This is a genomic window from Bacillus sp. KS1 (genome assembly GCF_020075515.1).
In the GTDB taxonomy this organism is placed as follows: domain Bacteria; phylum Bacillota; class Bacilli; order Bacillales; family Bacillaceae; genus Bacillus; species Bacillus velezensis.
The window spans coordinates 40,324-64,963 of record NZ_JACAWW010000017.1 but is presented as its reverse complement, the minus strand read 5'-3'; the positions used below and the strand labels follow the sequence as shown (position 1 = coordinate 64,963).

The 24,640-nt window shown below is 43.3% G+C and carries 24 protein-coding genes and 2 pseudogenes; 9 read left to right on the top strand and 17 right to left on the bottom strand.

Going from position 1 to position 24,640, the window contains the following annotated elements:
* Positions 1-226: 226 nt before the first annotated feature.
* Both HWY38_RS10850 and HWY38_RS10845 read left to right on the top strand, forming a co-directional pair.
* A pseudogene (locus tag HWY38_RS10850) lies at positions 227-1,033 on the top strand (LysM peptidoglycan-binding domain-containing protein); the annotation flags it as partial.
* Between the two features lie 253 nt (positions 1,034-1,286).
* The gene (locus HWY38_RS10845; RefSeq protein WP_224181836.1) at positions 1,287-1,862 is read left to right on the top strand and encodes a sce7726 family protein; all 576 of its coding nucleotides are present in this window, start codon (positions 1,287-1,289) and stop codon (positions 1,860-1,862) included.
* Between the two features lie 26 nt (positions 1,863-1,888).
* On the opposite strand, the gene HWY38_RS10840 is transcribed toward HWY38_RS10845, so the two are convergent.
* From HWY38_RS10840 to HWY38_RS10830, 3 genes are all read right to left on the bottom strand, one after another.
* On the bottom strand, positions 1,889-2,788 hold the full coding sequence (locus HWY38_RS10840) for a beta family protein (RefSeq protein ID WP_224181835.1): 900 nt from the start codon (positions 2,786-2,788) through the stop codon (positions 1,889-1,891).
* A 761-nt stretch (positions 2,789-3,549) separates the two neighbouring features.
* Positions 3,550-3,885, bottom strand: a complete 336-nt coding sequence (locus tag HWY38_RS10835) for a hypothetical protein (RefSeq protein WP_007610697.1) — start codon at positions 3,883-3,885, stop codon at positions 3,550-3,552.
* A gap of 21 nt (positions 3,886-3,906) precedes the next feature.
* Complete coding sequence (locus HWY38_RS10830) at positions 3,907-5,745, bottom strand: T7SS effector LXG polymorphic toxin (protein ID WP_224181834.1); 1,839 nt, start codon at positions 5,743-5,745, stop codon at positions 3,907-3,909.
* A 516-nt stretch (positions 5,746-6,261) separates the two neighbouring features.
* Between HWY38_RS10830 and HWY38_RS10820 the strand changes: the two genes are divergently transcribed.
* The 4 genes from HWY38_RS10820 (at position 6,262) to HWY38_RS10805 (ending at position 8,969) form a co-directional block, all read left to right on the top strand.
* The gene (locus HWY38_RS10820; RefSeq protein ID WP_038457666.1) at positions 6,262-6,624 is read left to right on the top strand and encodes a hypothetical protein; all 363 of its coding nucleotides are present in this window, start codon (positions 6,262-6,264) and stop codon (positions 6,622-6,624) included.
* 293 nt (positions 6,625-6,917) lie between these two features.
* Positions 6,918-7,304 (top strand): VOC family protein, encoded by a 387-nt coding sequence (locus HWY38_RS10815; protein WP_007407334.1) that lies wholly within the window; start codon positions 6,918-6,920, stop codon positions 7,302-7,304.
* A gap of 341 nt (positions 7,305-7,645) precedes the next feature.
* On the top strand, positions 7,646-8,566 hold the full coding sequence (gene bla / locus HWY38_RS10810; RefSeq protein ID WP_224181941.1) for a class A beta-lactamase: 921 nt from the start codon (positions 7,646-7,648) through the stop codon (positions 8,564-8,566).
* Positions 8,567-8,687: 121 nt separating this feature from the next.
* Positions 8,688-8,969, top strand: coding sequence for a putative quinol monooxygenase (locus tag HWY38_RS10805; protein ID WP_411908472.1), 282 nt, complete (start codon positions 8,688-8,690; stop codon positions 8,967-8,969).
* A gap of 99 nt (positions 8,970-9,068) precedes the next feature.
* Here HWY38_RS10805 and HWY38_RS10800 read toward each other — a convergent pair whose 3' ends face one another.
* From HWY38_RS10800 to lacG, 9 genes are all read right to left on the bottom strand, one after another.
* A complete protein-coding gene (locus HWY38_RS10800) occupies positions 9,069-10,481 on the bottom strand; it encodes an MDR family MFS transporter (protein WP_224181832.1) in 1,413 nt (470 codons plus the stop codon).
* A 124-nt stretch (positions 10,482-10,605) separates the two neighbouring features.
* On the bottom strand, positions 10,606-11,070 hold the full coding sequence (locus HWY38_RS10795; protein ID WP_224181831.1) for a MarR family transcriptional regulator: 465 nt from the start codon (positions 11,068-11,070) through the stop codon (positions 10,606-10,608).
* Between the two features lie 286 nt (positions 11,071-11,356).
* Positions 11,357-12,469 (bottom strand): arabinogalactan endo-beta-1,4-galactanase, encoded by a 1,113-nt coding sequence (locus tag HWY38_RS10790; protein WP_224181830.1) that lies wholly within the window; start codon positions 12,467-12,469, stop codon positions 11,357-11,359.
* Positions 12,470-12,520: 51 nt separating this feature from the next.
* A complete protein-coding gene (gene galT / locus HWY38_RS10785; RefSeq protein WP_224181940.1) occupies positions 12,521-14,020 on the bottom strand; it encodes a UDP-glucose--hexose-1-phosphate uridylyltransferase in 1,500 nt (499 codons plus the stop codon).
* A 1-nt stretch (position 14,021) separates the two neighbouring features.
* A complete protein-coding gene (gene galE, locus HWY38_RS10780; RefSeq protein ID WP_224181829.1) occupies positions 14,022-15,014 on the bottom strand; it encodes a UDP-glucose 4-epimerase GalE in 993 nt (330 codons plus the stop codon).
* A 3-nt stretch (positions 15,015-15,017) separates the two neighbouring features.
* On the bottom strand, positions 15,018-16,187 hold the full coding sequence (locus HWY38_RS10775; protein WP_224181828.1) for a galactokinase: 1,170 nt from the start codon (positions 16,185-16,187) through the stop codon (positions 15,018-15,020).
* Positions 16,188-16,202: 15 nt separating this feature from the next.
* Positions 16,203-17,900 carry a PTS lactose transporter subunit IIBC gene (locus tag HWY38_RS10770; RefSeq protein WP_224181827.1) on the bottom strand — a complete coding sequence of 566 codons (1,698 nt, stop codon included), beginning with the start codon at positions 17,898-17,900 and terminating at the stop codon, positions 16,203-16,205.
* A gap of 11 nt (positions 17,901-17,911) precedes the next feature.
* The gene (locus tag HWY38_RS10765) at positions 17,912-18,226 is read right to left on the bottom strand and encodes a PTS lactose/cellobiose transporter subunit IIA (RefSeq protein WP_224181826.1); all 315 of its coding nucleotides are present in this window, start codon (positions 18,224-18,226) and stop codon (positions 17,912-17,914) included.
* A 62-nt stretch (positions 18,227-18,288) separates the two neighbouring features.
* Positions 18,289-19,689 carry a 6-phospho-beta-galactosidase gene (gene lacG / locus HWY38_RS10760; protein ID WP_224181825.1) on the bottom strand — a complete coding sequence of 467 codons (1,401 nt, stop codon included), beginning with the start codon at positions 19,687-19,689 and terminating at the stop codon, positions 18,289-18,291.
* Between the two features lie 252 nt (positions 19,690-19,941).
* Between lacG and HWY38_RS10755 the strand changes: the two genes are divergently transcribed.
* Together HWY38_RS10755 and HWY38_RS10750 are read left to right on the top strand one after the other, a co-directional pair.
* The gene (locus HWY38_RS10755) at positions 19,942-20,703 is read left to right on the top strand and encodes a DeoR/GlpR family DNA-binding transcription regulator (RefSeq protein ID WP_140957284.1); all 762 of its coding nucleotides are present in this window, start codon (positions 19,942-19,944) and stop codon (positions 20,701-20,703) included.
* Positions 20,704-20,720: 17 nt separating this feature from the next.
* A complete protein-coding gene (locus tag HWY38_RS10750; RefSeq protein WP_224181824.1) occupies positions 20,721-21,404 on the top strand; it encodes an HAD family hydrolase in 684 nt (227 codons plus the stop codon).
* Positions 21,405-21,943: 539 nt separating this feature from the next.
* Here the strand turns inward: HWY38_RS10750 and HWY38_RS10745 are convergent.
* On the bottom strand, positions 21,944-22,276 hold the full coding sequence (locus tag HWY38_RS10745; RefSeq protein ID WP_224181823.1) for a hypothetical protein: 333 nt from the start codon (positions 22,274-22,276) through the stop codon (positions 21,944-21,946).
* A 100-nt stretch (positions 22,277-22,376) separates the two neighbouring features.
* On the opposite strand from HWY38_RS10745, the pseudogene HWY38_RS19265 reads away from it, so the two are divergent.
* A pseudogene (locus HWY38_RS19265) lies at positions 22,377-22,773 on the top strand (MgtC/SapB family protein); the annotation flags it as partial.
* Between the two features lie 283 nt (positions 22,774-23,056).
* Here HWY38_RS19265 and HWY38_RS19260 read toward each other — a convergent pair.
* From HWY38_RS19260 to HWY38_RS10725, 4 genes are all read right to left on the bottom strand, one after another.
* Positions 23,057-23,239: a hypothetical protein gene (locus HWY38_RS19260; protein WP_076983061.1), complete on the bottom strand. Its 183-nt coding sequence runs from the start codon at positions 23,237-23,239 to the stop codon at positions 23,057-23,059.
* A 113-nt stretch (positions 23,240-23,352) separates the two neighbouring features.
* Complete coding sequence (locus HWY38_RS10735) at positions 23,353-23,526, bottom strand: YjfB family protein (protein ID WP_012117340.1); 174 nt, start codon at positions 23,524-23,526, stop codon at positions 23,353-23,355.
* A gap of 43 nt (positions 23,527-23,569) precedes the next feature.
* Positions 23,570-23,971 (bottom strand): DUF2809 domain-containing protein, encoded by a 402-nt coding sequence (locus tag HWY38_RS10730; protein WP_224181822.1) that lies wholly within the window; start codon positions 23,969-23,971, stop codon positions 23,570-23,572.
* Positions 23,972-24,069: 98 nt separating this feature from the next.
* Positions 24,070-24,639, bottom strand: a complete 570-nt coding sequence (locus HWY38_RS10725; protein WP_224181821.1) for a YjgB family protein — start codon at positions 24,637-24,639, stop codon at positions 24,070-24,072.
* Between the last annotated feature and the right edge of the window lies 1 nt (position 24,640).

Below are 24,640 nucleotides of genomic sequence, written 5' to 3'. Positions count from 1 at the left end.
TATTTTTGTCTTTAGTATTTTTATTTATCTAAATAGGGACGGAACTGCTTTTTTGGGCTGATTTTGAAGTACATTCGCTGTATACTGCAAGGGAGATGAACATCGCCTTTAAGGCGGCGGTCTTTGCCGAAGCCTGTTCATTACAGAGAAATACAAAAATTCTGTATCACTGAACGGCTAAAGTGATAACTATCAGCAGTTGGTTAATCCTGCTGTTTTTTGGCATTTGAAAAACAGAATATTTAGTTTAGTTTTGTATGACAAATACAGCGGCAATCCGAAAATCATTCACAATACAAGAAATGACGCCGGCGGTCTCCAATGAAATCAGAGTTATATGATCGGTAACAGAATAGATGAGCTGTCATTTTGCCCTCGGTGATATAGAAGTGATTCAGGGAATTCCGCTGAACCGGAATGCTTGGCACTCTGGCGACGGCACAAACGGAACCGGGAACCGTAAGTCTATTGCAGTAGAAATCTGCTACAGTAAGTCAGGTGGCGCGCGGTACCGGACAGCAGAGGCGTTGACGGGATCAGAAAGCCACTGGACTGGAATGGAAAATACTGTCCGCACCGTATTTTAAATGAGGGGCGCTGGGATGAAATGAAAGCGGCCATCGTTGCAGAACTTGAACGCCTTGGAGGTAAAAAAGTATCCAAACCACAAAAACAGATTCTAAGACCAGCAGGGCGACGTGCACCGTCAAGAAAGGTGATGCCCTTTCTGTAATTGCACAAAAAACAGGCGTAAGCATGGCAACCCTGCTAAGCTTGAACGGCATCAAGGACCCGAACTTGATTAAAGCCGGTCAAGTATTAAAGCTGACCGGATCTGCCGGTTTTCCATCCGGCGGCAAAAAATCATTCTTCCGCCTGCCTGCGGGCATTTTTAAAGTCACAAGCCCATTGACCCGAGGGGAGGCCGTAAAACAGATACAAACGGCGCTGGCGGCTCTTCATTACTACCCGGATCTTCGGAATCGACGGCGCATATGGTGCGAAGACAGCGTATGCAGTAAGACGATTTCAGGAGTTTGGAATGGGATGTTTTAAGGTATAAAAAAGGCCTGCCTACGAATATGGAAAGGGCCTTTTTCAGCTTATAGACTGAGGATTTGTTGCAGTATTTCTTCAATTTGGATCATAATATTTGCAGCAAATGATACTTTAAAAAGCATAAATGTAAATTGTAGAGGATATGTTCAAATTTTAAATTGAGTTCACTTATAAGTAATTGATAAATTCGAAATCGATGTATAGAATATGGAGTAGTAGGTGATAATATGAAAAAGATTGATGATAAAGAAATACGCTCAACTCTCATTTCTAGACTAACCACTTATAAAGACTGTAGAGTTTTCGAAGAGGTAACTGTCCCCTCTGGAAAAGCCCGGGCAGATATAGTAGCTGTAAATGGACATGTGGTTGCATACGAAATAAAAAGTGATTTTGATTCAATAAAACGACTAACTACGCAAATACCCGAGTATGACAAGAACTTTGAGATGAATTACGTAGTAGTGGGGCAGAAGTTTGCAGAATCAATCACTAAGTTCGTACCCGAACATTGGGGGATTATTGTAGCTGAAAAAACCAGAGTAAATACTGTTCGTTTATCCTTTATAAAGAAGGCAAGATTAAACCCGAATCTTTCTTTTAAAGACTTTATATCTTTGTTATCTTCGGAAGATGTGAAAAAAATAGCTTTGATGGATGATTACCTTGGGAAAAAGCTTCCAAAAAGGAAAATAAGAGAGCTTTTTAAACAAGAAGTTATAAAAAGGTTAGACGAAACAGTTCCTAACTCACTTAAGAATAAGCTTAAGAATAGAGTGCGACTCTTACTGAAAAATGTCTAAAAACAGGTGATTAATCACCTGTCCCCTTATATCTCATTTAAACAAGCCACGATATGCTTGTTAATTCCTATTGAGGTCCACACTGAAGGATTACCTTTATTTACATTTTCATCGACTACAGATTGAATGAATGAATCCCCCCAACAATTTTGTTGATCAAAATCAAAGGAATTAGAGATTTCTTTGCAAACATCCACAAAGTCGTAATTTCCACGACGTAAACCATTTCTTACAAACCAGTAATCATCTTTAAGAGTGTATTTTATTTGCACAATAGCTCTTCCACCAGTTGAGAGAATTGGACTAACTGAAGTGTAGTCACCGAAGTAAAGTTTAGAATTGGTTGGTGCTAGAGCTTCAATCTTTTTAAAAAGGTCTTTTTCAAAACGTCTTAGCGTGTAGTTCTCTTCCGAAGAGACTGGTATAGTTTGTGGAACAGCACCACTCATGATGATAATCTCGTGTTTCTTTAAAGATTCTAGCACCGATTTGAACTCGGATATTTTTGAACTTTCGCTGTCTATAAATTCAAAGTCTAACATAACTCTGTTAGGCAAGGAAGATTGGTTTTGATTTAACCATTTAATAAAGAACTGGTTAACAACAGACTCGTCAATCCGGACATATTTTTTGTCTTCTTTTCTGTTATCATCCACTATGTATTCCACTGGATACATGATTTCAAAATCTTTATTTAAATTGTTCTCAAGAAGCTCTTCTAAAACAACTATGTCTTCTGGTTCACAATCTCTTACATCTAGCAAAACAAATCCCTTGTAACTCTTTCTAATATCATCTAAACAATCTTGGTTCGCATCCTTAATAATTATATTAGGCACGAATTTAGATATATCATTTCCAAACTCTTCAAGCTGCTTTAAAGCTCTGCATTCCCCTTGTTTTTGACGAAGTGTTGCATAGTACATTAATATCACCTCATGAATTATTATAATTCCCCTACAAAGTATATAGTTGGTTATAGTGGGAAATATTATAATAATTATTACATAATTTAGTTTAGATTAAAATGATTTAATTACATATTTTTATATATATTGAAAGAAAATTGTGCAAATAGACATAGATTCTCCAGATTTCAAACTTTTAATAGAAAGGTGACTAGGTCTATACCGTGGAAAAAGAATATATTATTAGAGAGCCGAGTAGTCTGAACGTCCGCCAGTGCTCTGTGTAATTTAAATAACATCAGGAATCCAAACTAGATTTACGGTGGAAAAAATTGTTTTATGATTTAACTTCAGATGGGATGCAAACAAAGTATGATATATTACCTTTTGGGGTCAAACTCTTCATTTTTGGTCAAAAAAGATAATTTTTCATCAGAATCACTTGAGAGAATACCTCTGTTTCTTTCAGAAGTTAATCACTACCTTGACAGGGTAGAGGTCGCTGGTTCGAGCCCAATCGGAATCATAATCAAAACCCTTGCACAGCAAGGGTTTTTTACATATCCGTTTGCTGATGAAACTTTTTTGAGCTGATTTTTAAGTACATTCGCTGTATACTGCAAGGTTCTTTGCCGCCAGCCTGATGCTGATGGGATCTACGGACTGAAGAAAGTCTATCCTATTGAAAACACAGATAAAGCCCCTCTCTTATGAGAAAGGCTTTAATATTTTGGTCCTCTGGGAAATTTGAATACCGGCTCGTAGAATAATGAATGTACTTAATCTTTAAATATCTCAGGAATTTTATTTCTCCATATTAATAACAACTCTTTAAATTGGTCTGTTTCTATTGAGTTTTTATAAGGGTCATCGATTAAAAAAGGGTTTTCAACATCGGTAACATCTTTTTTTATCAATACACTTATCCCATTTAAATCAATTTCAAAATCCTCATGTATCCCATTTAAAACATTCTGAATGTATTCTATATACTCATCAGTTTGTTCTATTGTGGTAATATTTTCAATGAAGTCAGAGAAAATGCTGATTTCTTCTGGTAGAACTATTTTTATATCACCAAATGGATCTTTATCAAACCTGTATGAATATTTCATGTGTCACGGTCACCTTTAAGATTATTTTTTATATAACGGATATGCTGTTGCTATTGTTCCGTCACTATTTAAATACATTTCAATTTTAATTCCTGTTGAAGTGATTCCCCTATACTTATTTGAACGTACTTGTTTTCTAGTATGATAAGCTTCGTCAATTGCTTTTAATACATCAGCGCGGTTCCATTCTCTTGGAAAGAAACTTGAATCCGCTATCTTTTTTACAGACCCGACTTCAACTTTCGCCATATACACTCCATTTTTGTCAGGTTTCTTTTCTGTACCTGGTATAATCTTCCCGCCCATCATGCTTTCATGGTGGTAGCCAACTGCTTTACCGCGTTTATTAACTTCTCCATGATAAATATGTTTCATTGTATCGGCGGTATACTTGCTTTTTCCAGTACTAAAATTTGAAGTCACAGATTTACTGAGAACACTCTCTTTCTGATCTTCAATAATACTTTTCAACAAAGGCGTATTTTTCACATTGTGAGTATTTTCAATATCCTGTGCTATTCCGGCAAGTACGGGTTGGTACTTATTTTTCGAAACGGAATTGATATAGTCTTTTCCTTTTTTAATCCCGGTTTTTACATGTTTTGCAGCCGCTTTTTCACCGGCTTCCAAGACGTTATCCACTTTGGCGGCACCTGTTTTCGCGAGCTTGCTTGATACTTTTACAGCTGAGCCGGAACCTTTGAGTCCGACAATGCTCCCGATGGCGTAGGTGATGTAATGTGATCTTGAATACGCATCCCCGTTAACCATTTTATCATTCCATGAATCGGCTAGGTTTGTCCATATGATTTTTGCGTAGGAAGGCGTGTTCAGCACAGCCGATATGGTTTTAGCGACTTTTTGTTCATCGGAGAGATGGTAAAAATCCCATGCGCCGACAGCCAGATCTTTGACGCCGGTTATGGTGTCTTTTCCCACATCATAAAGGCCGACGCCTATTCCTTTGACGATATCCCAAGCTGTTTCTCCGACTTCTTCGAGCTGCTTTGCTTGTTCAAGCTGCATCACATATTGCACCTGAGCGGGTTCAAGATTTTCATAGCCGATCTTTTTCGCGATTTCCAAATATTCATCCGGATCGGTGACACCAGCGGCCAGCTTTTTCTTCAGATCCTGGATTTCCCGCTCTTTCGCTTCTTCCTTTTTAATCGTCAAATAAGCATCCGAATGTCTTGCAATCTCGCCTTTTTTCTTATGGATGTCGCTTTCACGGTACGCCTTAGCGTTGTAGTGAAGCGGCGTGGCGCTTTTTCCTTTGCCTGTGGCGTTTTGGAGCTGCTGAAAATCGGCCTGGATGAACTGTTCGTTCGCTTCGGTTTCTGTGTATTCCTTCGTTAGATCGTGATCAAGCTTGCCGAGCTTATGTATCGTTTCGCTTCTTTTTTTGTCAGCTGAAGAAAGCTTCTGATCTGTGCTTTCGGTTGAAAATAATTCGAGCGAGATGATGTCTTCGATCTCTCCGAGGATGGACCCCATGTCCTTTTTTTGCCCTTCCATAATGGCCTTTGATTTACTGAGGGCGTGGGTAAGCTCATGCTCCAGAAATGATTCCTCCAGATGCGAATTGGAAAGTCCGGCGTCTTCGACCTTACCGGGAAGGCTTGTGAGAAATGCGATTTTCATATCGATCAGATCAAGCCAGCTGTCTGTGACGCCGGCGTGGTCTTGGAAAAAGGCTTTGATGTTGTCAGCGCCCCGGCCTGAGAAGTCGCTGTCACCGAGATCAGCCATGCCTTGAAACGCTTTTTTCAGATTGACCATCTGGCCGCGCAGTTTTTTGTATTCACCCGCGCGCTGTTTGGCAGCGGCCAGCAGGGTGGTTGCTTCGAAAACTTTCATGACCATATCCTTTCATTCGAAATACTTTAACAAGATATTATCATGTAGGAATGAAGGGGAAGACAAATAAGTATTTTGAAAGTGCAAAATGATTAATTTGTTCTGGGTAAATTTACTTATTTTATGATCGGGAATTGGAGAAGAGTTAGCTTCAGGTTGAATCGGTTGTTAGAACATCATGTGATGCACCTCCTTTAAAAAGCATAGCATACACACATATTAGAGGGCTGAAATTCACCCGTATGAATTGGGATACGACTTTTCGCACGGAACCAACATGCGGCAACTGGTCAACAGCTTTAGAAACTTCAACCTAACAGGGAAGTACGGCAAGCATTGGGAATATAAAGGAATATAGGCTTACAGCTATGAAGGATGTATGAAAATCCGTCAGACGGCGAAGGAAAGGCAAATCTCCATGTATTGTGACGGTTATAATGCGGGTGCATGGAACTTCCCGTTCATCTACCGCTATGTCAGAGGGACGAAAAGACTTTTTTTTGAGGAGGAAGCGGCATGATTGAATTTACACGGCCATCACCTATGAAGAAAACATGCACGATGCACCCGGAAAAGGAATCTGTCAGAGCGGTTTCGTTTACTGATTTTAACGGCAATTCTGTAACAGTAACCCTTTGTCAAATGTGTCTGGCTGAATTAAAAATGAAAGCCGCGACTGAATACAGGAGCATGACCGAGGAGCGGGCCAAACTGAATCGTTTCAAGATTGGTGATCATGTGTATTTAGAGCATTTGGGAGTAGTCAGCGAGATAAAAAACATGGAAGGCGTTCAAGTGGCAAACAGGACAGACACAGACGGAGTCCGAAAGGCTACCCCTAAGGAAATCGCAGAATATAAAAAGCAGGGGAAGCAATGACGGTGATAAAACGATTCAGTCAATCATTCTATCAGCTGTATTACTTACAGAAGCGGGGGGCCGGATGTTTACGGATGCGCGACTTACATGGCCGGAGCCTTCACGGTGGAGAGGAGGAGAATTCAAACTAAGAATGTGAATTGATCAAACGCAGTTTCATGAATCTCCGAAGGCTTTCACCCGAAATTTTGGTGCAGTATGGGAAATTTTTTTATGCAAACTTGACATAATGCTGTCAGGTCCCTATTGTATGATTAAATGAATGGCTAGTAAAATGATAGGAGGCGTTCAATATGAAGTTGCTGCAAATTAGACTATTGGTTAATGATTTTAAGAAAAGCGTCGAGTTTTACAAAGATTCATTAGGACTTCCAATAAGTTGGTTAGAGAAGGAAATGGAATATGCACTTTTCGATAATGGAGAAACGAAAATAGAGCTTTTATCTCGAGAAAATATGGCTGAAATAGTTGGAGAAGAAAGAAAATCTTTAGACGGAGATGCGCAATCGAGATTTTTGCTTCAATTTAAGGTAGAAGATGTTGATAAAACGTATGACTATCTGCACAAGCAAGGGATTAAATGCGTCAATGAACCACATGATCGTCAGGAATGGCGTGCACGAGTTGCTCATTTCAGAGATCCAGATAATAATCTTATTGAAATATATAAAATGATATAATTTTTTGACTGGCGAGATTAAGGTAATGCGTTTGTTAACTTACCTTATGATTTTTATAGTCTGCAAGAGAACATATATAGGTCCAAGACGGAAAGCCTGCGGACACTGATCATTGCACAGCTCACTGTGCTCTGACTGTGTCCGTTTTTATTTGCACGGAGGGATAACAAGTAGATGATGAACACGAAACATGCAAACATTTAAACGCGGCAAGGGCGGCGCATTTAATAAGGAGAGGAATCAGAATGCAGGATTTAATCGTTCAAAGGAAATATATTGACTGTTTTCCTGTTTGTGTTGTTTATTAGAAGATGTATACAAAAACATTATAATGAGGAGGCCTGAATGTGAAAAATAAAGCGGGAATACAAGTTGGACTATGCATTGGACTTTTATGTTTAAGCTTTACCGGTTTCAATCCTTTATTCGGCTCAGCGCATGCTGAAGCGAAGTCTATAGAAAACACAAAAATGACAAGCTGTATAACGAATCAGAAATTTGTTCAGCTTGAGAAAAAATTTGATGCCAGGCTCGGCGTTTATGCGATTGATACAGGTTCAAACAAGACAATCGCTTATCGGCCGAATGAACGGTTTGCTTACGCATCAACCTATAAAGTTCTGGCCGCGGCTGCTGTTCTGAAGAAAAGCTCAAATGAAAAACTTAATGCCATCATCCGCTACAGTAAAGACGATTTAGTTACATATTCTCCAATCACAGAAAAACACCTGGATACAGGCATGAGCCTGAAAGAAATCTCAGAAGCCGCTGTCCGTTACAGCGATAATACCGCCGGGAACCTATTGCTGCAGCAGCTTGGCGGCCCTAAAGGTTTCGAAAAGTCATTGAAACAGATCGGGGATCATGTAACGAAAGCTGATCGATTCGAGACGGATCTAAACTCGGCGATTCCCGGGGATCGTCGTGACACAAGCACCGCAAAAGCACTGGCAACTGACCTTAAGACTTTCGCTTTGGGTAACACTCTCACGACTGACAAGCGCACGATTTTAACGGATTGGATGCGGGGCAACGCTACCGGCGACGAACTGATTCGGGCAGGCGCTCCTGCAGGATGGGAAGTCGGCGATAAATCCGGAGCCGGAAGCTACGGCACACGAAACGACATTGCGATCGTTTGGCCGCCTGACAGAGCCCCAATTGTTTTGGCAATTCTGTCAAACCGGTTTACGGAAGATGCCGATTATAATAATACTCTTATCGCTGAGGCTGCAAAAGTCGCTCTTAATGCTCTTAAATAAACATTGCCGTTCATTTTTTATGGACGGTTTTTTATATGTTGAGAATGCGGTATGCCGGTTTCGTTTTTCGATACATGTTATAATGTAAAGCCATAAAAAGATGGGAAGAGGGCGAATTTCGATGCATTACATAACGGCATGCTTAAAAATCATCAGCGACAGAGACCTTAATGAAATAATGAAGGAATTCAAAAAACTTGAGGAAGAAACGAACAAAGAAGAAGGCTGTATTCAGTTCCATGCTCATCCGCTCGAACCATCAGAACGCAAAATCATGCTTTGGGAGATTTGGGAAAACGAAGAAGCTGTTAAAGTCCATTTTACGAAAAAACATACAAAAGACGTTCAAAAACAAGAATTAACGGAAGTAGAATGGTTAATGAAAAGCAATGTGAATGAGTAAAAGGCTTTGTCTATTGTTGGCTGACTCTGCCGGCAACAATCATCAGTTTCATTCACTAAAACCCTTGCTGCGCAAGGGTTTTTTACTTTAAAAAGTTCTTTATACTGCAGTCTTTTTATGGGTAAGGAACAGACTTGGAATGAAGATAGCCGCAAGGATGATGACGGATACTAAGAATCCGGCATGGTAGCCTTTTAAACTGTTCGGAATCGTCGGCTGCAATCCTTGTATGACAGTTGCGGTAACGGTTGCGATCACAGCTGACCCAAAGCTGGAACCGAGGTTTTCAATCATATGAATACCGACACCTGCTTCGGGAAGCTGTTTGCTGTCAAGGCCTGTATAAGCGTCACTCATCAATGGTAGCATAATTCCTCCAAAACTGGTGCCGCGGATAAATAATACGACGGAAATCCAAATCATACTTGTGTTATCGGTGATAAAAATAAGCGGGATAGATCCGATCAGCGAAAGAACAAGACTGACCGTAACCACGTATTTCGCACCGATCTTATCAATCATTTTTCCGATCAGCGGACGAGTCACGAGCATTCCGACTCCTTGAGGGATTAAAGCGAGTGCTGCTCCGACTGCCGTGAAATGACGAATGTTTTGAAAAAACAGCGGAAGTATTAACATCGGCCCCATGATGGCAACATTCGCTAAGAACAACCCGATCGAAGATGATAAGAAGCTCTTGTTTGCAAACAAATTCATAGGCAGCACGGTTTGGTTTTTCTTGATCAGATTATATACAAGATAAATGGCTGCTGAAACAAGACCGATGCCCGCCCATAAAATGGTGTCGCTATTGTTAAATGATGCATGCTCCGCCGCTTTCGTAATACCGTAAATCAATCCCGCGCTCATTAATGACAAATTGATAATCCCGAAAATATCGAGTTTACGATCTTTGTTGAATGGTTCAAAGTCTGGAATGGTTTTCATCATAAGCGGTGCAGCAATCAAAACGATGAACACGTTGATGTAAAAAATCCAATGCCATGAAGCGCCTTGGACGATGAAGCCTCCGATGACAGGTCCTAAAATCGGGCCGAAGATCATAGGGGTGCTGACGATTGCCATCACTTTTCCCAGGTTTTCCGGACCTGCCGTTTTAACCAAGAGTGTTGACATAAGCGGAGTCATAATGCCGGCGCTGAATCCTTGAAGCAATCGGAAGAAGATGAAGCTGGAAACGTCACGGCTCATCCCCGCAAAAACAGAAATGACACCAAAGGCGATGACTGAGCCGATGAAGATTTTCTTACCGTTATATTTATTCATAAGCCAGCCGGATACGGGTACTGCAATCGCAAGTGCTAAGACATAGCCTGTAACGGACCACTGAATGGTATCCAATGTCGTGTTGAAGTCTTTGGTCAGTTTGTCGATGGCGATGTTTACCATCGTAGAGTCAAGCATTGGAGCGATTGCTCCCAGTGCAATAGCCCAGGCGGCTGTGAGAACTTCTTTTGGCATCCGAAGTTCCTTTCTTTTATGTGTTGACATAGTATTCTCCTCTCAAAATTTCCATATTTGTTTCCTTGTCAACAAAATAATAGAGTGATTTTGTTTCTTTGTCAACAATAAGAGGGATATAAAAAGGCAGCCCGTTTTCATGGAGAAGGGCTGCCTATGTGTCTGCACCAAGTTTCTTTATTTCTGAATCCAAATGCCTGCTGTATGTTTCCACGAAGTTCAGCATCGTGTCAAATTGTTCATCGGTTACTTGTTCAAACACGATTTTGTCCCGTTCTTGAAACTCTTTGTGCAATTTCTCGTGAATTTTATAAATGACTTTTCCTTGCTCAGTAAGCCTGAAATAGATTTCTTTCTTGTTAAGCGGCTTCTGATAGCTTTCGATAAGGCCTTTATTGATAAGCTTTTTCGTTAATTTACTTATGGCGCCTCTTGTCATATAAAGGGACTCCGCAAGTTTAGTCACATTGGCGTCTTCAATTTTTTCGATGAATTCGATGCAATGCACTTCAGAAGGTTTATGCCCCTTAAGGCTTTCTTCCATCTTCAGCCTATTCAGCCACACCATCTTGTTAAAAAAGTCCCTGAAATTCGTGAGGAGCTGTTCTTTTTTGTCCATGGCCCGTCCTCCTGCTCGGTGGTGCTTACACAATATTATAAAATGTTTGTTTCTTTTTCAACAATCGTAAAGTTATTATTTAGGAAATGAGAGATAGTGCGCAGAAATTAAGAAGGAGGGGGAACAGAAGAAGTATTCTATTTAAAAAGCGGCTTTTTAACCGAAACGTGGGTTTTCGAGTATTTTTCCTTCCGTATTCGTTACTTGCTCTGTTTCATAACAGGCCAACACTACAGCTTTATAAAAAAGCAGGCTGCGCAATGAGCCTGCTTGAGATTCGCATCAATCATTTTCCTGTTGCGGCGTCATGAAAAGCGTCAATTGCGGTTGTGTATTTCAAGACGTTTTTAGACACTTTGGCGGTTGCGCCTAATGGATACGCGTCTGACAGAACGCTGGAGTGAGCTTCGGGTTCCCAGTAAAATACGCCGGTTCCTTTGCCGTTCGGAACGGCTTTAACCAGTTTTATGGTGTCTTTTATGGTCCAGTAGGAATCTTTCGGATTATTTTCATCTCCGCCCAGTTCAACCACCATGACTTCCTTGTTGTAGCGTGAGGCGATGTCATTCAAATTAGATGATAAATGGCTGGTGAGCTCCCAGTACGGCTTACCTTCCCAATAGGGATAGAACGAAACGCCGATGATGTCGGTTTTTCCTCCGTTTTTAAAGAATTGATCAAACCACCATCTGAATAGGCTGTTGTCCGTGCCGTGTGCCAAATGGCTGATGACCTTGGTGGCCGGGCTGACGGATTTCACGGCGTCATAGCCTCTGTTCAGTAAGGCGGTCAATTTGCTGAAATCGCTCGTGCTGCCGTCGGGCAGTAAAATTCCTGAATTCATTTCATTCCCTACTTGCACCCAATCAGGGGAGATGCCGTGATTTTTAAGTTCTTTCATGACATCGTACGTATGGTTATACACGGCTGCCAGCAGCTGGCTGTTTGAATAGCCGGTCCATTTGTTCGGCTTGATCTGGTGGCCGGGATCAGCGAACACATCACTGTAATGGAAGTCAACCATTACCTTCATTCCTAACGCTTTTGCCCTTTTGGCCGCCGCAAGTACGCCCGCTTTGTCACTATAGCCGAGCATGGTCCATGTTGTGCCGTCTTTCAGCCAATAATAGCTGCTTGGCGGATTCACAAACACTCTCAGTCTCACGGCATTTATTCCGTGATCTTTAAGAATCTGCAAGGCATCTTTCTGTTTTCCGCCGTCATCCAGCCAGCGCACACCTTCGTCCTCCATTTGTTTCAGCCATCCTATATCAGCGCCATAGGCAAACGGGGCATCCGCTTTTGCTTTAGGAGACTTCTCAAAGAATGTAAAAGCAGTGAAAATGAGAGAAAGACAGATTGCGTTTACAAATACACGTTTCAATCGGTTTTTGAACATCACAATACCTCCTGATAAAAAAGATTGTTGATTGATTTCACTCTGAATGTTTCAGCTGCCATTCTCCAATAACGTCGTGAAACGCTGAAACGCCTGAATTCCTTCGGGTGTCATTTTAAAAACGCCTGCATCGGTCAGCGCGCGTAAAAATACATTCGCGGTTTCTTTTTGTAAAACAGCGGCTGCATTTTCCGGTGTTACGTCTTCATCCGCTTTGATGTTTTCAGCCCACGGAAGATGAATGTCTTTGATGTCATGAGGTTCATTCAGTAAATACTTTTTCACTTCTGCCAGTTCATCTTTCAGGCGGGGAGGTAAAACGGCGAGTCCCATCACTTCAATCAGACCGATATTTTCTTTTTTGATGTGATGGACATCTTGATGCGGGTGAAAAATGCCATCCGGATAATCTTCGGAGGTGCGGTTGTTTCTGAGAGCGAGATCCATTTCGAAATCCGTTCCCCTGCGTCTGGCAATTGGGGTGACGGTATTATGGGGTTCATTTGTCTTTGCGATGATGCTGACGGTTTCGTCTGAATATTCCCGCCACTTTTCAAAAACATACGCAGCGGCATCTGTCAGCAAATCCGGATCTTTTGCGCGAAGGCGGATCACTGATACCGGCCACTTCACGGCTTCGGCCTGAACGTCTGGAAAATGACGCATATGAAAAGGGTAGAGGGAACCCGCTTTTGCCATCGGAAACTCATGGGCGCCGCCTTGATAATGATCGTGAGAAAGAATGGAGCCTCCTACGATCGGCAAGTCTGCGTTTGATCCCGCGAAATAATGCGGGAAGATTTCCGTTATGGCCAGAAGCCTTCTGAAGCTGCCGCGGCTGATGTTCATCGGCTTGTGCACGCTTGATAGAAAGATGGCATGCTCGCTGTAATACGCATAAGGAGAGTATTGAAAACCCCACTGTTCTCCCGCTAAGTCAAGCCTGATGATGCGGTGGTTTGAACGGGCGGGGTGATGCGGTGTTCCGGGATACCCCTCGTTTTCCATACAGAGCAGGCATGTCGGATAACGGTTTTCCGGACTGTTTTTTACCGCGGCGATGTCTTTAGGGTCTTTTTCCGGTTTTGATAAATTAATGGTGATGTCCAATTCCCCAAAAGGTGTTATTGAGCGGTACACGATATTTTTTCGAATGGCCCGCGTCTTAATATAGTCGTTGTTTTGACTCAGTCGGTAAAAGTAATCTGTTGCTTTTTTCGGGCAATCTGATAACAATTCGCTGAATGCGGCATTGATCAGAGAAGGGGCCGGTGTGATCACGTCCATGATTCTGCTTCCCAGCATGTCTCTTTCAGCCGGCGTATCGTTAATGATTGACCGTTTTACCGCGTCTTTCACCATTTCGTCCAAATAGTAAAGCCTGTTTTGTTTCTTGATATGTTTCGGTTCTGCATAATCCGTCAGTCCGAGCAGATCGAGAAGTCTGTTTCTTGTGTAAATCACATCTGTTTCATTTATGTCGCCTAAGACAGTGCTTTCTTTCAGAAACCCTGCCACTGATTCAAAAACTTCAATGACCGCCGCCTCCATTTCATTTGTCTTTGTATCCGTTTGGATGATGCCGATGCCAATTCCATGCTGACGCAATGATTTCCGATATGTCCGTTTGTTTCGGATTCCAGCCCAGAATGTTCCGCGCTTTATCGCTGGAAGCGATGAGGGTGCTTGGATCACCGGGTCTTCTTGCGGCCGCTCTTACTTTTATGTCTCTTTCGGTCACTTGCCGGGCCGCTTCCGCCATTTCTGATACGGAAAAACCGCTGCTTGATCCTAAATTGAAAATGCCGCTGTCTCCGCCGTTTTGCAAATATTCCAGAGCGAGAATATGGGCATCGATTAAATCGGAAACATGGACATAATCGCGGATGCACGTGCCGTCTTTTGTTTCATAGTCAGTGCCGAATATCAAAACCTCCTCGCGCTGACCGAGCGCGGTTTGTAAAAGGATAGGGATAAGGTGGGTTTCCGGATGATGATCTTCTCCGATGGAACCGTCCGTTTTCGCGCCGGCAACGTTAAAATACCGAAGCGAGACATATTTTATACCGCAGGCGGTTTCGCACCACTTCAGCATTTTTTCTGCCATGAGTTTTGATTCGCCGTATGCGCTTTCCGGCTTTTCCGGCATGTCTTCTGTGATGGGCACTTTTTCAGGTTCGCCGTATACAGCGGCGGATGAAGAAAACACAATGTGTTTCACCCCGAATTCCTGCATGACCTCCAGCGTAATTTGCGTACCGTACACATTATTATTGAAATATGAAAGAGGGTCTTTCATTGATTTGCCGACAAGGGATTGAGCGGCAAAATGGAGAACGCCTGTTACGTTTTCCTTCGCAAACACAGAGCGAAGAAACGGTTTGTCACGGATATCTCCATAGTAAAAGACTGCTTTTTCATGAACGGCTTTCCGGTGGCCTGTCTGCAGATGATCAACAGCTATCGTTTTCAATCCTTTGTTTAATAATTGATCAACTGCATGAGAACCGATATAGCCGGCTCCGCCGAGAACGAGAATCGCCATGATTTATTTTTCCCTCCATTCAGCCGCGCCATCGCTTATATCCGCGATGTAGAAAGAAGCTTCAAGTCCTGTCCTGCTGCGGTAGTGAGATGAAACGGCCCGGGTAAAGCCGGCGGTTTCTTCACTTTCCACAATGGCTATGGCGCAGCCTCCGAACCCTGCGCCAGTCATCCGCGCTCCGAGCGCTCCTTCTTTCCAGGCTGCTTCAGCGAGCGCGTCTAATTCGTCACCGGTCACTTCATAATCATCGCGTAAAGAACGGTGGGACGCATTCATCAGCTCGCCGAACGTTTTCAAATCATTCGATTTGAGAGCCTCCGCGGCTGAGAGGGTCCGCTCGTTTTCGTTGACCGCGTGCCGGGCTCTTTTACGCAAAGTTTCACAGGAGAGAAGGGATTCGAGTTCGTTGAATTCTTCTGCCGTCAATTCCGCAAGTGATGCGATATTCCGATATTGCCGCAGTTCTGAAAGAGCTGCGTCGCATTCGCTGCGGCGTTCATTATATTTTGAAGCCGCCAGCTCCCGGCGCTTGTTCGTATTCATAATGACGATTTTATATCCGTTAAAAGCAGCCGGAATCATTTCGTGCTCAAGCTTATCGCAGTTTAACAGAATGGCCATGTTCTTTTTGCCTTTTTGCACTGCGAATTGATCCATAATGCCTGAATTCACGCCGATAAATTCATTTTCGACTCTTTTCCCGATAAGCGCCAGTTCAGTATCTGAAACATCCAGGCTGAATAACTTTCTTAAAATGGAACCGGTTAACATTTCAATAGAAGCGGAGGAGCTTAAACCGGCTCCGTTTGGAATCGTACCGTGAAAAAGAATATCCATTCCGCTGTCTATTTGGCCGCCGGCTTTAAGAAGGTAATGGATCATCCCCTTCGGATAATTGGCCCAGCCGTCTTCTTTTTTGTATGCTGTGGCGGAAAGATCAAGACAGACAATGCCGCTGTCAGGAAAGTTTTCTGAGTATAACCGGATCTGATGATCTTCGCGTTTTGCGCATACGGCATAAGTTCCGATCGTAATCGCGCAGGGGAGAACGTGGCCGCCTATATAATCCGTATGTTCCCCGATCAGGTTGATCCGGCCGGGTGCGAAAAACAGTTCCCCGTTACTTCTCTGGAAAATGTCTTCGAATCTTGATTTCAAAAGTTTGGCATCCATGATAAACCTCCGATTCTATTTTGAGGTATGCTCCAGTATGAACTGAATGGCTTTTTGTGAATTTCTTGTGAGACTGATATATTCCGCTCCTTTCGTTGCGATGAGTTTCACATGCAGGCGGTCCGCATCTTCTTTAATGTCATCGTAATAAGAGCCGACCTGCGGAGCCAAAATGATCATATCGAAGTCTTTCATGATGTCGTAATGGGAACCGTAGGCGCCTGCTGAGGCGGTAATCGGCACGTTGTATTCTTCGGCTCCTTCTGTCAGTGCGTTCGCAAGCATGGCGCTCGTTCCCGCTCCGGCGCACAGCACTAACACATTGGTGCCGTGTTCCAAGGCGGATGAGGATTCCTGAAAATTTGTGCTGATGACGGAGGACGCGTCTTCTGAGGCGCCGGCCATGACGGGCTGTAATGTTTGCGGCGCGGTTTCAGGCTCGGTGTGTTGGGCTTCTTTCGCCGCTAATACTTTGTCATAAGCTTTACAGAATGGCAGGTATATCAGGAAATCGACAATGATTAATACAGCCGTCAGCACAAAAGCCGAGAGCCCCATGCCGGTTCCGAGAATCAAGCCGGCGGGCGCCGGGGTGGCCCACGGAAGAACATACATAAAACTGTTCATTCCGATGACATCCACGAAAAATTTAAACAGACAGACATTCACCATCGGCGTTACAACAAACGGAATGAAAAAATAAGGATTTAAAATGATCGGCGCAGCAAAGAGCAGAGGTTCGTTTACTGCGAAAGACACCGGAACCGCGGATGCTTTTCCGACTGCTTTCAATTGCTTGGATTTCGCGAAAAGAAGAAAGATAAACGGAACAACAAGGGTTGCGCCGGTCCCTCCCATTGTGCCGACGAAGTTCCCGAGTCCGACGGTCAGCACGTTGGACGCCTGCTCACCGGCATTATGAAGCTGAAGGTTCGCCTCTACATTTGAGTAAATAATAGCTGCGATGGCCGGCTCCACAATAGAAGGTCCGTGAACGCCGACAAACCAGAACAGCGCCATCATTCCCCAAATGACACAAATCCCAAGATAACCGTCTGCGGCGGTAAAAAATGGCGATAAGAGAGAGGAGAGAGCCTCTGCAAAAGATACGTTCAGCGTGTTCCTGATCAGTAAATCAATGATTACCATGGCCAGAACGGAAAAAGCGAACGGAAAAACATCTTTAAATGTTTGTGAAATGGTACCCGGTACTTCTTTAGGCATTTTAATCGTAATATTTTTCAGCACGCAGAATCTGTAAACGTTCACTGTTATGAAAGCGGATACAAAAGCGGCTAAAAGACCTTTTGTGCCGAGGTATTCCGTGGAGAATCCGCCGTCGATTTGAGTGACGCTTAAAATGAGAAACCCGACGACTGACGCAAGCATCGCTGAAACGGGATTGATCCCTTTGTTTTTCGGCATTTTTCGGTTCATTGATTCACTCAGGCATTTCGCACTTGTTGCCGCAACGATCAGACCGAGGGCGCCCATTGAATAGTTATAAACTTTCCAAAGCCATTCAGAAACACTTTTAGGCCAAGTGAAACCCAATACTTCCGGCACAGCGGCGGTGAGGATAAAAATGCTGGCGAATAAAATAACAGGCATGGCCGTTAAGAAGCCGTCGCGGATCGCGCCTAAATAAATGTTTCTTGAGATTTTTTCAAAAAACGGTTTTCCCTTTTCGATTTGCTTGATGATACCATTCATTTTTCCACTCCTTATCGGCGGCTTCGGTAGAGTTCTATAAAATCCTGAATAAGATCACGGAGCAAAAGGGTTGTCATCAAGTGGTCCTGACCGTGAACGAAAATAAACCCTAATTCCATATCCTTGCCGTCAGCTTCTTCAGCTAACATTTTCGTTTGCGCATTGTGGGCGAGGGTTAAATTTTCATCGGCGCTTTTCAATGCTGCTTCCGTGTTTTCGTAGTTTCCGGCACGGACTTCTTTCAGGACTTTCAATAAAGTGCTTCTGGCGTCACCGGCATAGGCGACAATTTCAAAACCGAGCATCTGCAATTCTTCCTTTGTCATGAAAAAACCTCCTAAAGACGGCACACATGATGAAAAGAGACTCTTTTCATCATGTATGATCGTTAAATGATTGTTTTTGTTTCACTTACAAGTTTGTACCAGTAGGCCGATTCTTTCGGATACCGTTTTTGGGTGTCGAAGTCGACGTAAAAAAGACCGTAACGTTTGTTGTAGCCGTTGGTCCATGAAAATAAATCCATTAAGGACCATAAGAAATACCCCTTTACATTGACTCCGTCGGTAATCGCTTTACTAACGGCTTCTAAATAGACTTTTAAATAGTCGATTCTTGCCTTATCCATAATGATGCCGTCTTCAAACTCATCTTTATAGCCCATGCCGTTTTCGGTAATGTAAATTTTGTTATATTGCGGATAGTCCCGTTTGATGCGCATCAGCATGTCATACATGCCTTCAGGATAGATGAGCCAGTCCCAATCGGTCCGCTTCAGGCCTTCTTTGTAAATTCTTTCGCCGATTCCTTTTACTTTATAGACCGAAGTGCCCTTATCGCCCGTTCCGTTATGGTGAATAACGGTTTCTCCGTCGTACGCTTTGACGAAATGGCATTGATAATGATTGATGCCGAGATAATCATTGCGCGTCGAAGCTTTTTTCATCACGTCAAAGTCACTGTCTGAAAACTCGTATGAAGCGCCGTTTGCCTCACAGATTTCATCCAGGGCACGCATGGTTTCCTCGGAGTAATAGCCGAGGTAGGTGGCGTCGAGGAGGAATCTCACGGATAACACGTCATCCAGAAAACAGGCGTGGCGGTCTTCTTCTGAGTCACTGGCGGGATATTTTGTTTCCAATGAGTGGACGACACCGATTTCTCCCGGATAGCCGCCGTCTTTAAAAAGATTGACGGTCATCGCATGCGCTACCATCATGTGATGGAGGCATTGAATGACTTTTGTGATATCACTTTTAACAGATGGCGGAAAAACCCCGAGTAAATACTGGTTGGTGGCTGTGGGATAAATTTCGTTAAACGTGCTCCAATATCTGATTTCGCTGAATTCTTTAAAGCAAAACTCCGCATAGCTGACGAACGCTTCTATTGCAGCGCGGTTGAGGAAATCTCCCTGATCAAATAATCCTTTCGGTGTATCGAAATGATGCAGCGTGACAAAAGGGGTGACGTTGCGTTTATGGCACTCTGAGAAAATACGATGATAGTAATCAACACCTTCCTGATTGATTTTGCCCGTGCCGTCAGGGAAAATTCTCGTCCAGGCTATAGAAAGGCGGATGCCGTTTATTCCGAATTTTTCACATAGTTTAATATCTTCCGGAAACTGGCGGTAAAAATCACTTGCCGGATCAGGACTGAATCTTCCCTGTTTTTCAAGAAACTCATCCCAGGCCACAGGCCCTTTGCCGCCTTCTTTTGTGGCGCCTTCCGCTTGATATGCCGCAGTCGCCCCGCCGAAAATAAAGTCATGAGGTAATTTGAGCATTGCTGAATCCTCCTTCGCCAATGTGTGAATTGAAGTTTGTTAATGTTTGTAATTGTTATCTTTTGTTTAATAGTAAACGCATACATTTTTGTTGTCAATAGCTTCATAAAGAAATAAAATCTGTTTTAATAGGGGTTTTATAAGTTTTTCGTTGTTTTGTATGTTGATTATGTTGTTTGTTAGTGTTTGTTTTTGTTGACCAGATTGCCGCGGTGTGTTAGATTGTGTGTAAAGTTGAGGGGATGATTGAACATGTTAAAAAAAGAACGTCTTTTAAAAATCATCGATATCGTAAACTCACGGGGGTTTATTACGGTGAGTGATATTATCGATGAATTGGCAGTTTCTGATATGACAGTGAGAAGAGATCTGGACGAGCTGGATAAGGCCGGAAAAATTGTACGTATTCACGGAGGCGCACAGAGCATATCTTATTCCATTGATCACGAATTATCGCATAATGAAAAACTGGGTGTTCAAATGGAGGAGAAGGAGAAGATCGCGGAACTCGCAGCTTCATATGTAAATGACGGCGATACCGTTTTTTTAGGGCCCGGCACGACGATTGAACTTTTAGCCAAACACTTGCTGCATAAGCGAATCAGGATTATCACAAACAACTATCCCGTATTTGATATTTTAAAACATGGTGACACTGCGGATACCATCCTGATTGGCGGCGATTTCCGGAAAAATACCGGTGCCTTCGTCGGGCCCATCGTGAACGGCAATCTGCAGAAATTCAATTTTACGAAAGCCTTCATCAGCGCCAACGGCATACATAATGATGAGATTTCTTCTTACAGCATTGAAGAAGGGGAAGCCCATCAAATCGCGCTGAATAATTCGCGGACGAAATTTTTGCTGGCGGATAATAAAAAATTCAACCGGGAAGATTTTTACGTGTTCTATAACTTGCACGATATGGACTATCTGATTACGGATGATAAAGTGATGAAAGATGTTCAAATTCATTACGAGCAATATGTAGATGTCAAAATCGCAAAAAAATAAAAAAGGCGGGCGGTTCGATGAAAGGGGTTATTTTTGATTTCAACGGCACGATGTTTCAAGATTCGCATTTGCACGAAAAAGCATGGTTTTTCATGGTGAAAAAATACGCGCCGAAAACCATTTCTGATGAAGACATTTTCGTTAACATTCACGGGAGAACAAACAGTGAAATCCTGACGTATTTTATTTCCGGCGATTTAACAAATGAAGAAATCGAGAAGCTGTCTTTTGAAAAAGAAGCCTACTACAGAGAATTATGCCTTGAAAACAAAGATGAGTTAAAGCTGACGAAGGGACTGACCGGTGTATTGAACCATCTGAAAAAATCAGAAACGCCGATGACCATTGCCACGGCTACGGTAAAGGAAAATGTCGAGTTTTACTTTGACGTCTTTCATTTGGATCGGTGGTTTGATTTTGACAAAGTCACGTTTGATGACGGGAGCTTCCCCGGAAAACCGGCGCCGGATATTTTTCTCATCGCATCGGAAAAGTTAGGCCTCAGACCTGAAGAATGCTTAGTCATTGAAGATGCTTTTTCGGGGCTCACAGCGGCGAAAAAAGCAGGTGCAGGCAAGATTATGGCAATTGACCCGCTCGGAAAAAACCGCGCGCTATTTGAAGAAAAACAGCTGGCGGCTGACGGGATACTGACAGATTTCACCTCGTTTTTTGAGGTCATTGCCGGACATTCTGTTTGAGGGATGCAGTTGGATTGAGTGTGATCTTTATGTAAGATCTTTTGATACTCTATCCCAAACTTTGGGTGTTAAAAAAACGCTCCCTATTAATATATCCAACAGAAACCGAAGTTTTTGATGGGGGGATTCTTTAGTTGGCGGTCAAACTAAAGAAGTGGTTCAAGGACATAACAGAAGGAGTTCTAAATGAATATATTTAGAAAATGGTTCTGCTTTGGATAGGTGGAATCGCAAAAAAATTTAGGAGCTTTGCAAAATATTTCAACAGCTGTTCTTAATAATAGGGTTTACAGTGTTGAAGGTAGAAAAAGTCCTATTTAGCCAGCCCTCTTTTTAAAAAGAGGGCTTTTTTATGGATGCTTATTCTTTTTCAGTTGCGCTTTTGTTTTTGTATAATGATTTTCTCATTAAAGGCGGCATTTTTTGGATCAGAAAGGTGTTCCTTAATTGAGATATTGGCTGAATTTATAGATTCGCAGAGATAAAGGAAGTTTAAAAAGATATGCCGTTTGCGGATTTCAGCCGCCTTTTGAGAAGGATCATTCTTCAATGACGCTTATTTCCCCCGTGCCGAAAAAAAGTGAAACACGTTCTCCTCGCTTTTCATAGGTTTTGATAAGTCCTTCCTGCCCTTTAAGTTTCCAGCCTTTTTCGGCTATTTCCAATTGGTATAAACCGCTCGGACCTTCTTCTTCTTTTGCGAAACGGTATGTATAGTTTGAAACGTATTTTCCTTTTCCATATTCCTTTGTTTTGCTGTGCATAGCGAATAATGGCACCGGGAAATCCGGGTGAGAAACGGATGCTTTATATCCTCCCAAAATAAATAAGCTAAATAACAATAATATAAAAAACCACAGAATATATTTCATAAAACCTCCTTATGTCAATTAGTCGGTGCATTTTAAAAAAGATACACCGCATGATTGGGTTGTAAAAGCGGGTAAGAAGATAAGGAAAGGAGAGAGACGGATGGAACTTGATTTTGTGATTCGTCTGGCGGTTGCGGGTCTGCTTGGGGCTCTTATTGGATTGGAGAGAGAATTCAGGGCGAAGGAAGCCGGTTTGAGGACGCATTTTTTAGTGGCCGTCGGCAGCGCCTTGATGATGATCGTTTCCAAATACGGCTTTTTTGATTTGTTATCCAACAGCCATACGTCCTTTGATCCGAGCCGGGTGGCGGCGCAGGTTGTCAGCGGCGTCGGATTTTTAGGAGCCGGCACGATTATTTTGCAGCGGCATGTCGTGCGGGGGCTTACGACGGCCGCGGGGATTTGGGCTACGTCGGGGATCGGGCTGACGATCGGGGCAGGTATGTATGTCATTGGCATCAGCGGCACGATTTTGGCGTTAATCGGGCTTGAATTGTTAAATTTTCTGTTTAAACCGGCGGCGCATTCTTTGTCTGTCAGTTTCAGGATTGAGGAGAAAGCCGTCATGCATGATATTTTAACTTCTCTTGAGGAAAAAGGAATTCTTATTACGTCCTATGAATTGAATAAGGCGGTGCTTGAAGTGAAGGGAAGGGTGAAAAGCAAAAGCGGGAAAGCGGCGGTAATGGAGAAAGTTCAAGCTCTCCCGTATATTCTGTCGGTCAAAGTTGAATAGCAGACAGGGGAAGCCTCCTGTCTGCGGTCATTTCTTTTCAAACATTAATACCAGGGATAGAACGGGATATACGGCCGCGGATAGTATGGATACGGTCTGGGGAAATAATAAGGCGGCCGCGGGTAGTATGGATATGGTCTGGGGTAATAATAAGGCGGCCGCGGATAATGATATGGCACCCGTTCGTGGCTCTCGGCTGTGTCTTCATGGTAGAAAGGATCGTACAAGAGGAAAACCTCCTTTTCAAATGTTGGTTCCGTTTACCTTATTCCTGTATGCCCGGTATGGTGTACGTACAACGGGCAAAAAAAAGACGCCGGTTATCATCCGGCATCTTTTTTTACACTTTCACATCAATTGAGTGGCCGGCAGTCGGGTGCTGGGACGGCAGCATTTTCACTGTTTCTTCCGCCGCAGCCTGTGCATGCTGCATGACCGTTTTTGTTAAAGCGATATTTACATTCTGCGCCAGAGATGCTTGGTGCATAGCGATTGATAACGCAGGGATATCCATAGCTTCCACCTCCTTATCCCTTCATATCGGCGGTATGCTCCGATTATGAAGGGGACTGGCGGTTTCTTTTTACGGCCCATTCTAAAAGTGCGGCAGCGCATACCCCGAGGGTATAGGCAAAAATGTCACTCCAGACAAATTGCCAGCCGAGGATCAGCCCGCCGAGCGTGCTGCTTCTGATTGCGTCAATCCACGGCGCGTGATACAGCTGGCTGCATTCAATCAGACAGCAAAACGATAGGCTCAGGATAGCGGCTGTTTCCGTCCGGATGTGCCGAAATAAAAGCCCGAATCCTGTAAAAATCATTGCCGCCCACAAGGCATCTCCTAAATAAGCGTTTATGATGCCGGGCAATAGGGCGGTGATGTATGCGGTTCTGGACAGCAAACCGAGGGCGATGATAAAAACGGTATATATTCCGTATGTCAATGGATGTCTATTCACTTCACACTGTTCCCCTTTTTTTGTACTCCCATGTATTGTAAGGAACGACGGAGAAGCTGTCTATGAAAAAAACGGCCCGGGAGGCCGCTTTTTTTGCGTTATCTGGCTTTTAGGTTGACGTGGTCTGCTTTTTGGTCACTGCCGATGACGAAGCGGAGCTCATACTGCCCCGTATGGTAGACGTAATCTGTTTCGCCCGTTTTTGGCACTGTCAGGATTTTGTCAGCGCTGCCGATTTGTTTGCTTAAGACGTCAGGTGTGACGCCGCCGAGGTTTAAGCGCCGCTCGACCCCTGTTCCGAAATAGCGTATTTCCGAGATTTTTCCGTTTTTATGATAGGAAAATCCATAACCGGGGTTTCCCATGTCCCAGCTGTATAAATCAAATGGATTGCGGCTGTCTGCTTTTTGTTCCGGCTCGCCGATTTTATCGTAAACGTCCTGTCTTGTGCTTTGGTTGATTTTCAGGCCTCTCACATTTTGCGGCATTTCCCCTTTAAACGCCGATTGGTAAAGGCTGTTCACCAGTTCTTGTGCACGTTGGTTTTCCGTTTTTGAAGCGGCTGCGGCATGGACGGGCTGTGTAACCGAAAATGCCTCTGCACCGAATGCGCATCCAGTGAGCATCACGGCGGATAATCCCGTGGCGAGTGTTTTTTTCTTCAACATA